The sequence below is a fragment of the Kitasatospora sp. NPDC088351 genome, assembly GCF_040685575.1.
Classification (GTDB): Bacteria; Actinomycetota; Actinomycetes; order Streptomycetales; family Streptomycetaceae; genus Kitasatospora.
In genome coordinates this window covers 1-10,704 of record NZ_JBFBIL010000105.1, presented here as the reverse complement: position 1 = coordinate 10,704, position 10,704 = coordinate 1, and the positions used below count along the sequence as shown (strand labels likewise).

Sequence of the window (10,704 nt, the reverse complement as noted above, 5' to 3'; positions counted from 1 at the left end):
AGCGGGAGGACGGCGCGGACCCGGAACCCGCCGCCGGGCAGCGGACCGGCGTCCAGCGTGCCCTCGTACAGCCCGACCCGCTCGGCCATCCCGGCTTTGGCGCCGGTACTGCCCGCTCCTTCGGAGCGGGGCCCTCGGCTTCGCCGAGAGCTGGCCCGCGCTGCGCGCGGACAGCGGGCCGGCTGCGCCGGCCGGATCGGGCTGCGCCCGATCGGGCGGGGGTAGCGGGCGCTGCGCGGGCGTGGGTGGTGGTGGGTCAACTCCGCGCTTCGCTGCGGAGTTTGGGTGGGTGTCAGGGTGGGGCCTTCGGCCCTTGGTGGGGTGGGGAGTGGTGCCGGGCTTCGCCCGGGCTGGCTGGGGTGGTGGGTGGGGGGCTTCGCGCCTTGAGTGGGTGGTTGGGTGATGGGTGGTCATGGGGTGGGGTCACTCGTTGGGGTGATGGTGGGGCGGGCTTCGCCCGTTCTCGTGCATCAAAGACAGCAGCCCGCTAGACTCTGGATTGTTGGACAGGCTCCGTGCGGCTCTGGAGCCCGCTGGATCGGCTGGGTCTGGACCTCTTGAAAGGGCCCGGATGTGACTCCTCAATGGATGGTGAGTGCTGTGATCGTACGAGACGCTGACGGTATTGAGCTGCCGGAGCCGGAGAAGGCGGCGCCGGTTGATCTGTGGCGGGTGCTGCGGATGTTCCCGGGCATCGCCGACGACATGGAGCAGGAGCCGCACAGCTTCGCCATCGCCGGGCCCCTCCTGATTGCCCACTTCGAGCGGGTGGCCGAGCTGAGTGAGTGGGTGACGAAGTGCGCCCACGCGCTGCACGACGAGCTGGCCGATGACCTGCACAGCGGGCGGGGCCCCTGGCAGCCCGAAGGCTGATCTGGCACTGCTGGAAACGGGCCAACCGAATAGCGGAACGCCATCGAAAGAGACCGTAGCGGCTTTCCTGTCGCGTCGCATGAATTCCGGAAAAGGGAGACAGTCATTATGGCGAAGAAATTGCGCCTGAACCAGGAAGAGGCGTGCGACGCGGCAGTACGACTTCTGACGCCTCCGGCGTCGGGTCTGGTGCCGCCGGAGGGGCTGCGGTGCCAGATCCGGGCCGCGACGGGCTCGGGCAAGTCGCTGACGGCCGTTCACGTCGCCGGGCGGCTCCGCTCGGAGCGGACGCTGGTGATCGTGCCCTCGCTGCCGCTGCTGGAGCAGACGGTCGAGGTCTGGCAGCGCGAGGGCCACGGCGGGCTGATGGTCGGGCTCTGCTCGCTGGTGGGCAACGAGCAGCCCGTGGGCCTGCGCTGCACCACCGACCCGGCGGAGCTGGTGAAGTGGACGGCGGGTCCGGGGAAGGTGACGGTGTTCGCCACCTACGCCAGCCTGGGACTGGGCCACCTGGAGAAGGCCCACCAGGCCGGACTGCCGGCCTTCTCGCTCGCGATCGTGGACGAGGCGCACCGGACGTCCGGGCAGGCCGGGCGGCCGTGGGCGGCGATCCTGGACAACGCCCGCATCCCCTGTGACCGCAGGTTGTTCATGACGGCCACCGCTCGGTTGTGGGCGGTGAAGGAGTCGGATCGGGAGCGGGCGGCGGCGGCCGGGATCGAGTCGGCCGAGCTGATCGCCAGCATGGACGACGAGGCGCTGTACGGGCCGATCGCCCACGACTACCCGCTCGGGACCGCGATCTCGGACGGGGTGATCGCCCCGTACCGGATCCTGTGCGTGGACGTCTCCGACCCCGTCCTCCAGGGCCTGGAGCAGCGGGGTGCGAGTGACCGGTCGGTGGAGTACCGGGGGGCCCGGCTGGCGGCCTTGCAGACGGCGCTGCTGACCGCCTGTTCGGAGTGGGACCTCTCCCGGGTGCTGTCCTTCCACCACATGGTGGCCGAGGCCCGGGCCCTGAGCACCGGCCTGCCGGAGGTGGCGCGGGTGCTGTGGGAACAGGACCCGGCGCTGCACCCGGACCCGGCGCTGCACCCGGACCCGGCGCTGATCGGGACGACGTGGCTGGAGGCCGAGCACACCTCCGCCGAGCGGCGGGCCGTGCTGGGCACGTTCGCGTCGCTGGTCAGGGACGACGGGTGGCGGCTGCTGCGGTACATCCTGGCCTCGGTGAAGGTGCTGTCCGAGGGCGTGGACACCTTCGACTGCGACGCGGTGTTCTTCGCGGACGTGCGCGGCTCGATGGTCGACCTGGTCCAGGCCGTCGGGCGGGCGCTGCGGATGAAGCCGGGCAGCGGGAAGGTAGCCACCATCGTCGTGCCCGTCCTGCTCGGCGCCGGTGAGAACGGCAGCCAGTTGCTGACCTCTCGGGCCTACGACGGCCTGTCCAAGCTGCTGATGGCGCTGCGGGCGCACGACGCGGCCGCCGTGGAACGGCTGGCGATGCCGCAGTCCGAGACGCGGCCGCCGAGGGAGCCGAAGCACGCCGGGGAGCCGGACGCGCTGCGGTCCGCCAGCGGGGAGGCGCAGCTGCTCCAGTTCTCCAGCGAGCGGGATCCGGCGGTGATCGCGGCGTTCGTGCGGACCCGGGTGCTGGAGCCGGAGCGGGCGGAGTTCCGGCGGGGCCTGGAGGAACTGCTGGCCTACCGGGAGGCGTTCGGGGACGTGAAGGTGCCGTACGCCTACCGGGCGCCGTCCGGGCACCGGCTGGGGGTGTGGGTGGCCGACCAGCGCCGGTACAAGGCGGCCGACGTGCTGGACGCCGAGCGGGTCAAGGAGCTGGACGCGCTCGGGATGGTGTGGTCGGCGTTCGACACGGCGTTCACCGACAACCTGGCCGCGGTGGCCGGGTACGCGGCCGAGCACGGGCACGCCTGCCCGCCCAACGAGGCCGTCTGGGGCGGGCGGCCGGTCGGGACCATCATGAAGAACCTGCGAACCGCCCAGCGGCGCACCGAGGCGCTCCAGCGCCGGGCCGAGGCCGGCGAGCAGGGCCTGGACTGGACCGGCGCGCTGAGCGCCGAGCGCAAGGCCGCCCTCGACGAGATCGACGCGGGGTGGTGCCCGGCCTGGCCGGTGGAGTGGCGGCGGTGCTTCATCCTCGCCTGGCACCACATCAAGGCCGGCGGGACGCTCGCCGGTGCCGAGCCGGGCAGCATCATCGTCCAGGGCGAGGACCTGGCCGGGTGGGCCCGCGCGCAGCAGGCCGGGTGGGACAAGCTCGTCCCGGCCCAGCAGTGGGCACTGGAGCACGTCCTCGGACTCGAACCCCTGGCACCGGAACAGAAGCCGGCCGCGAAGGTGACGCACGCGGAGAAGGAGCAGCGGAACCTGGCGACCGCCGCCCAGTACCGGGAGCGGGAGGGGAACCTGAACGTGCCGCGCAAGCACAAGGAGACGCTGCTGCTGGCCGACGGCACCACCGTGGAGGTCAGCCTGGGCCTGTTCATCGCCAACAGCCGCAGCAGGCGCGCCGCCGTTCCCGCCGCCCGCGCCGCCCGGCTCACCGAGCTGGGCATGCGCTGGGAGTAGCCGGACGCGGGCCGGGGCGCGGGGTGCAACACACCCTCTGCAACGCGGCCCGGCCGCCCTCCGGGGGATGTGGATGCCCAGGTCAGGGGCGCAACACAGGCCGCGTTGCACCCCTTTTTGTTGGCGCTCGGGGCCTGCCGCGCGTAGCTGTCGCGATACACTGCTGCCCAGTACTGGCGGGCCGATTAGGACGACCCGGTCAGCCGGTGTGGTCCGGTCGGGCCGCCCGCTTCCTTGCGGCTGTCGCCCTTGAGCCAGTTCGACACCGCCGTCACCGTCGCGCCGATCTCGTTGGCGAGGGACGTAATCGTGGGGCGTTCGACTTCTGGTACCAGCCAGTACCGCTCGCGGATCTTGCGGATCACAGCATCGGGATATCGTCTGCCCAGGTGATGTGTTTCCCCTCGGCAGTCGGTCCCATGGATCGCCTTGTCGGCGATGTTCTCAGCAGAGGTGCCGGCCTGCAGGTGCCTGGGGTTGTTGCAGTTGTTCCGCAGCTCCGGGTCCGGACACTTATGCATGATGACCGTCGTACTGGGTATCTCCTTGAGCCTCAGACCATGGTGAATGGCGTAGGCGATGCGATGGGCGAGCGCGGTCTGGAAGCCTTCCCACCGCATCTGTCCATACCCGAAGTGGTTGCGGGTGCGGCCGATCCACGGCCAGCACTCGTCATCTGCGCGGCAATCGACACGCGCCCAGAACCGAGACTCGTCCGACGCTCGGAGCATCACTGCCAGCTCTCCGCTAATGATCTTCCACCCTCCCGTCGGGGGCGGCTCCGGATCAGCGACCTCGCGCGCCCCGGTGTACCCCTCCTTGCGGGCGCGCCAGGTGTCGGCGTTGTTCTCGCCCTTGGTTCCGGGGCGTAGGTGAGCGGGGTTGCAGCAGGGCTTGAAGTCGCACAGGTGTCGCAGCAGTACCTTCCTGTCGGGCGCGGCCGGAAGGCCGCAGGCAAGGGTGTAGGCGACGACATGCGAGCAAGTGGAACCGGCGAGGTTCTGGCCAGCTGCGGTCAATCCGTACCGGTTGCCAGTGACGCCCTTAAACGGCCAGCACGCGTGAGGGCCAGCGGTCATGTCGACCCGGTCCCAGAACCTCGCCTCCCGGTAGCGGCGGGTCTCCGGCGTCTCCGCCAGCCCGTACAGCTTGCCTCCGTCTGTGATCCGCTGGCCTGCAGTGCCGTGCAGGTGCCGGTACGTCTTCCCGTTGACGAGTTGGTTGATCCGGGACAGGGTCGCTTGGAGCGCGGCGGCGACGGCGGTCTGCGTCATCCGGCCGGACCGGACTTCGTCGATCGCCCATCGGGCCTGAGCATCCGTCAGGGAATGTCGCATGCGCCCGACGGTAGAGCGGGGGTCTGACACCAGCATCAGCCCGATCCCCAGGTGCCCACCGTCCGCAACTACCTGCGCAGCGTCCTTGGGCTGGGTCCCAGGCGGGCGCGGCAGCCTGACTTGTGGATGGGCCGTCGAGGTGCAGCACGGCCTGACGGCGTCGGTAAGGGAGTAACAGGCCGTAGCGCCAGCAGAGGAGTCCGAGCGGGCCGTGCTCGGGCCAGCAGTTCCAACAAGGTGGCGATGACGGATGGTGTCCCGCCGAATGGTGTAGCAGGGATCTTGACGTAACCCCTGGTCATAGAGGAGCCATCGCGCAACTCTCCGAGTAGGCATGCTCGTTGAGTGAGAGGTGCGCGATGGCCTTGTCCCAGTCTGACCTACTCCGCCTCATGGAGTCACTGCGTACGGCAGACGGAATCGAGTTGATCAGGCCCCTCGCCCAGCGGCTCCTGCAGGAGCTGATCGAGGCCGAGGCGACCGCCAGAATCGGCGCCGAGCCGGGCGAGCACACCGCGGGCCGCACCACCTGGCGCAACGGCCACCGCGACAAGACCCTGACCACGCAGGCCGGCGACCTGGAGCTCGCCATCCCCAAGGTCCGCACCGGCAGCTTCTTCCCCAGCCTGCTGGAGCGACGCCGCCGCATTGACCAGGCCCTCTACGCGGTCATCATGGAGGCCTACGTCCTGGGCGTGTCCACCCGCTCGGTCGACGACCTCGTCAAAGCCCTCGGCGCGGACACCGGCATCTCCAGGAGCGAGGTCTCAAGGATCTGCGCCGACCTGGACGAACAGCTCACCGCCTTCCGCGACCGGCCCCTGGGCCACACCCGCTTCCCCTACGTCTACCTGGACGCGACCTACTGCAAGGCCCGGGTGAACCACCAGATCGTCTCCCGGGCCGTGGTCGTCGCGACCGGCATCACCGAGGACGGCGGCCGGGAAGTACTGGGGCTGATGGTCGGCGACAGCGAGACCGAGCTGTTCTGGGCCGAGTTCCTGCGCTCCCTGCGCGAACGCGGCCTGACCGGAGTGCGGCTGGTCATCGGCGACCACCACAGCGGCCTGGTCAAGGCGATCCGCAAAGTCATGCTCGGCGCCGCCTACCAGCGCTGCCGCGTCCACTTCCTGCGCAACACCTTCGCGGTCATCCCCAAGGACGCCGGCGAGATGGTCGCCGCGACCATCCGCACGATCTTCGCCCAACCGGCCGAGGCCGCAGTCCGATCCCAACTGGACACCGTCGCCGAGATGCTCGGCAAGCAGTTCCCCAAGGTCAGCCAGATGCTCCTGGAGGCCAAGGACGACCTGACCGCCTTCGCCGCCTTCCCCGAACGACATTGGAAGAAGATCCAGTCCACCAACCCGCTGGAACGGATCAACCGCGAGATCAAACGCCGCACCGACGTCGTCCAGGTCTTCCCCAACGACGACGCACTCCTACGGCTGGTCACCGCCGTGCTCTTCGAGATGCACGACGAATGGATCGCCTTCCCCCGCCGCTACCTGCCCGAGGCCAGCATGGAGAAGATCTACCCCAACCAGCACGGCCGGAGCGAACTCCCGCCTACTTCATGACCGTTGGTCTACGACCACTACACCACTTCATGGGACGCGACCCGATGACGAGCACGGCATCGTCGTACTTGCGCCCGACCCCGCGGCCCAAACTGGGCTGGACACGCCCATTGTGCTCAGGTTTGTTCCCTAGGGGAGAGACGCCGCGCCATCTCGATCACGAAGGTTGAGGGCCCGTGAGATATCCAGTATCCGCTCTTGGTCTCGTACCCGGGGCCGACGATCATGGTCACGGTCGACTCAGCTCGGGTGAGAGCGACGTAGAAGGTGCGTCTCTGCTCTGCGAGCTCTGTCTCCGTCGGCCTCCGCCACTTCGTCCCGGCGGGTACATCACGCGGAATGATGCCTTGAAGGAGGCCCGGCAGAATCACGGTGTCGAACTCTCGGCCCTTGGCTGCGTGGTAGGTAGCGAGCAGGACCTTCCCGACGACTTCCTCACCGCGCGAGAGATCCTGCAGCGCAAGATTTTTGGACCTGCACAGGCTGGCTAGTACGTCAAGGCTGCTCGTGTTGTCCTGGTCGGGGTGTCCTGCGGCTACCTCCTCGAGAGCCAAACTGGCACGCAACTTCTCCAGCCAGGCGGCGGCTGGAGCCTCCGCTGGGTAGAGCTCCTGAGGGTCGAGGCACAGCTGCAGGGCTCTGGGCAAGAAGAGCCGCGAGGGAGGCGGCGCGAGGTGGGCCTCAGTGCGTAGCGTGGTGAGGGCGCGGGCCAGAGCGGCCAGGGACGGTGCTGGCGTCCGGCGCAGCATGTCGGCGCGGTCGGTGCCGGATGCGGCGTGGATCTGGTAGTTGGTGACAGCGCGGCTTGCGCACTGCTGGACGAAGCGGGAGAGACTGCCTGCTGGCAGCTTGTCGTCGCCCTCGTGTCGGAAGTCCAGTTGGCGTCGAGTGAGTTCGTTGCGTACGACGTCGAGCAGGAGACCGCGAGCGGGGTAGAGGATGGCGATCCGCTCGGGGCTGATGCCCCTGTTGCGCGCCTGTTCGACAAGGTCGCAGGCCACCCGGGCGTGGTCTTGGATGCCTCCCTCGACCTGTTCGAGGTTGACATCGCCTGGAGGTGCGCCTTCGCGAGCGAGGCGGCCTCGGGGGAGTCCGAGGGCGGCTTCGGCGGCGGTGATGATGTCCTGGCCGCTGCGATAGTTGACTTCGAGCTCAAGGTCGCGGAAGTCTGCACGGCCTGCCAGTTCGGTCAGGTACTTGGCGTCCGCTCCGGTGAAGCCGTAGACGGCCTGGTCGGTATCCCCGACGGCGAAGATGGTGATGCCCGCCAGGTCGCGCAGTGCGAGGACGAGTTCGTGGAGGACTCCGCCGAGGTCCTGGTACTCGTCGACGACGAGGTGGGGGAAGCGGGCGCGCAGGAGGTCGCGGACGTGTGCGTGCTCCCTGACGAGGTGCACGGCCCGGGTGACCATGGCCTCGAAGTCGATCACGCCTCGGAGGGTGAGCTGTTCCTCGTAGAGGCGTGCTGCCTGGACTTCCCGCGGGTCGAAGCTGTCCAGGTTCTCGTTGCAGGCCAGGGCTCGGCGGATTCGGGTGCTCTGGGGCATGCGGTGTTGGGCGAGGACCTCGGCGATGCCGACTTGGTCGAAGCAGCGCTGCAGGAGCGCTTCGGTGGCCGCCTTGTTGAGGACGTGTCCGGCTTGGGGCGCCGGCTGCCCGGTCAGATGTGCGAAGGCGCGCAGTATCTCGTTCAGGCAGAAGGCGTGCACGGTGGAGCAGGTGATGCGCCCTTCGGCACGTACGCCGCTGCGGAGAACGCGGCGGCGGATCTCCTCGGCCGCCGCGTTGGTGTAGGTGATGCAGGCGACGCCGCGGAAGGCCGAGATCTGGGTCTGGAGCACGTAGGCGATCCGGGCAACGAGGGTGCGCGTCTTCCCACTTCCGGGCCCGGCTCGCAGGACGACGTTGCTGTCGTGGAAAACGGCGGTCCGCTGCCTAGCGTGCAGACTGTCGAGCTCCGCGAGAAGAGTGTCACTGACCTGCATCACTGCCCTGTCCGTTGGCTGGCGGCGCCGTGGGGCCGGTGACCAGCGAGGTTCCGCGGGCCGCGAGGCTGATGCGTTCCATGGCCAGGAAGAGGTAGGAAGCCGTGCCCAGGCGGCGCAGGGCGTGCTCGTCCAGCGGGACATCGTCCTCGATCTGAGCTTCGGAGCGGATCCGGGCGCCCAGGTCGACCTGGGCGATGTGCTCGGCGAGGCGCTGTGCGAAACGGCCCTTGCCGAGGTCACCGATCCGCTTGAGCATCTTCTTCCGCAGCTCGGGGTCGATGATCGTGGCCAGCTCGTTGGCGACCCCGCGGCTCACGTCGTCGATCGCGGTGGTGTTGCCGTTCAGCTCCTTGAAGGCCTGGACAATCTCCTCGCCGAACATGGAGCACAGGTCGGTTTCTAGGGTCTGGGCGCCGACGTAGATGTCGAGGTCCTGGAGTTCTGAGGCGAGGGGATCGCGGGTCGTCCGGTAGTCGGCTGCGCCGGTTTCCGGCAGGGCGGCAATCTGGGCCAGGAGGGTCGTGCGGCGGGCTGCCTCGGGGTGGAGTTTCGCGCCTCGCTTGAGGCCGGCTTCCCGCACATCGCGTTTGTCGCGGGCGGCGTCTCCGTCGGTGATGACCACGTGGGGGGTGTCGAGGCCCTTCGGGCCCAGGAGCGCCCGGTAGGGCTTGAAGTCGGTGCCGTGGACACTGGCCACCACGGTGCCGTAGGCATCGAGGTCGAAGCTGGCGGCTTCGGCCAGAGCTGGGAGGATGTACAGCTCGGCCAGTCCTTCGACCAGCACGACGGCGGAGGCGAAGAGGACTTCGGCGCGGCTGACGTCGAGGTAGCGCTCCAGGTCCGCGGCTTCCTTGCTGCTGACTGGGAGGGCGGCTGTGGTGGCTCCGGTCGTGCCGTTCTCTGTGGCGCGCAGGACAATGAAGGAGCGGACCGGGGCGACGGCGGCGATGTGCGGACTGTGGGTGGTGAGGATGAGCGACGGCCCTGTGCGCAGCAGGTACCGAAAGAGGTGCCGCTGGAGGGTGACGTGGAGGTGGGCCTCGGGTTCTTCCACGGCGACCAGGGTGGCGATGAATTCCTCGTCTATTCGCTGCTGGCTGAGGGCTTCGAGCAGCAGACCGAGGTAGATGACGTTGGCGCTGCCAAGGCTGGTGTCGGAGATGCTCCTGCGGCGAGCCGTGTCGAAGAACAGGCGTACGGCGCGGATCAGTTCGTCCGGCTTGGAGGAGGCGAAGCCGAGGGTGGGCTGGACCGCCAGGCGCGGCCCGAACATCGCTCCCAGCCGGTCCGTAAGGTGCCCCTCCAGCTTGACCACGTTGCCGTCCTTGGTGAGCTGGTCGACAGCGGTCGCGATCGCCGACGCGGTGGCTTCCAGGTTCACGGGGTCCAGAGGAAGCCGTTCGAGGAGATCCCGCATCGGGCTGCGCCGCCAGTTGTGCAGGTCTCCTTCGGCGTCACGCAGGGCCGGGAGGACGCGCAGGGCCACTTCGCGGCGGATGGCGCGCACGTCGTTGGTCTCCCGGTCGCCGGCGAAGACGACGACGTCGTAGTCCTTCGCGGTAAGCGGCCGGCCGGTGGCCTGCACCTGGGAGCCCTCAGCAGCTGCCACTTCCGTTCGAGGGGCGAAGCGGTAGGTCAGCCGGGCTACGTATGGGTCGTAGTCCACCATGGCGCTGGACAGGATGCTCTTGGCGTCAGCATCGTCGTCAAAGCCTCGCAGCTCGACCACGATGATCACTTCGGCTCCGCCGGCAAGGCCTGCGGGGTGCCCTTCCCAGATGTCTTCCTCGCGCAGTATGCGCCGGGCATCGGACAGAGACGGGTCGAGGACCAGGCGGACCGCTTCCAGCAGATTCGACTTGCCGACGCCGTTCTCGCCGACGATCACGGCGTGGGCAGGGAAGTCGTCGATGACGAGGTGCTGGAAGTTGCGGAAGTTGCGTATCTCGATCCTCGAAATGTGCAGGCCCATTCGTCCCCTTGCCGATCTGTTGCGATGTGGTGATTCATCATTCCAGGGCCGTCCCGGTGGTGGGCGGTTTCCCGATGTCCGATGTTCTTCTCAGGGCTCCCGATGGCGGAGGAGGCTCGGGGGCGTTCCTGCAGTGCTCCATCGACCACTCCACGTACCACGATTGGGCTTTCTTCGCCGCCGTGGGTACCGGCGGACGCAGCGGGAGCCCCGGTCATGGGGCGATGGCGGGAACGACGGAGCCGCCCTCGGCGCCGTCGATGGGCATTAACCTCCGTGTTTCGGTTCGCGTCGGCTGATCTGGGGTGATCCCTGTGTCGAAGGTCGCGGGGCTGCCGTCGGATGTTGGGCATGCCGAGGGC

General features: G+C 68.7%; 6 protein-coding genes and 1 pseudogene. 3 read left to right on the top strand and 4 right to left on the bottom strand.

The features are described from left to right. Positions 1-260: pseudogene (locus tag AB0P06_RS36125) on the bottom strand (hypothetical protein); the annotation flags it as partial. 340 nt (positions 261-600) lie between these two features. On the opposite strand from AB0P06_RS36125, the gene AB0P06_RS36120 reads away from it, so the two are divergent. Continuing rightward, positions 601-873: a hypothetical protein gene (locus tag AB0P06_RS36120; protein ID WP_363615110.1), complete on the top strand. Its 273-nt coding sequence runs from the start codon at positions 601-603 to the stop codon at positions 871-873. A gap of 108 nt (positions 874-981) precedes the next feature. Next, positions 982-3,465, top strand: a complete 2,484-nt coding sequence (locus AB0P06_RS36115) for a Helicase associated domain protein (protein ID WP_363615108.1) — start codon at positions 982-984, stop codon at positions 3,463-3,465. A 185-nt stretch (positions 3,466-3,650) separates the two neighbouring features. Here AB0P06_RS36115 and AB0P06_RS36110 read toward each other — a convergent pair whose 3' ends face one another. Then, a complete protein-coding gene (locus tag AB0P06_RS36110; protein WP_363615106.1) occupies positions 3,651-4,802 on the bottom strand; it encodes an HNH endonuclease in 1,152 nt (383 codons plus the stop codon). Between the two features lie 359 nt (positions 4,803-5,161). Between AB0P06_RS36110 and AB0P06_RS36105 the strand changes: the two genes are divergently transcribed. Continuing rightward, positions 5,162-6,382, top strand: coding sequence for an IS256 family transposase (locus AB0P06_RS36105; protein WP_363615104.1), 1,221 nt, complete (start codon positions 5,162-5,164; stop codon positions 6,380-6,382). A 116-nt stretch (positions 6,383-6,498) separates the two neighbouring features. Here the strand turns inward: AB0P06_RS36105 and AB0P06_RS36100 are convergent, their stop codons facing one another. Together AB0P06_RS36100 and AB0P06_RS36095 are read right to left on the bottom strand one after the other, a co-directional pair. Beyond that, the gene (locus AB0P06_RS36100; protein ID WP_363615102.1) at positions 6,499-8,367 is read right to left on the bottom strand and encodes an ATP-dependent helicase; all 1,869 of its coding nucleotides are present in this window, start codon (positions 8,365-8,367) and stop codon (positions 6,499-6,501) included. After that, positions 8,354-10,342 carry an AAA family ATPase gene (locus AB0P06_RS36095; protein ID WP_363615100.1) on the bottom strand — a complete coding sequence of 663 codons (1,989 nt, stop codon included), beginning with the start codon at positions 10,340-10,342 and terminating at the stop codon, positions 8,354-8,356. The genes AB0P06_RS36100 and AB0P06_RS36095 overlap by 14 nt, the downstream gene beginning before the upstream one ends. Positions 10,343-10,704 lie beyond the last annotated feature (362 nt).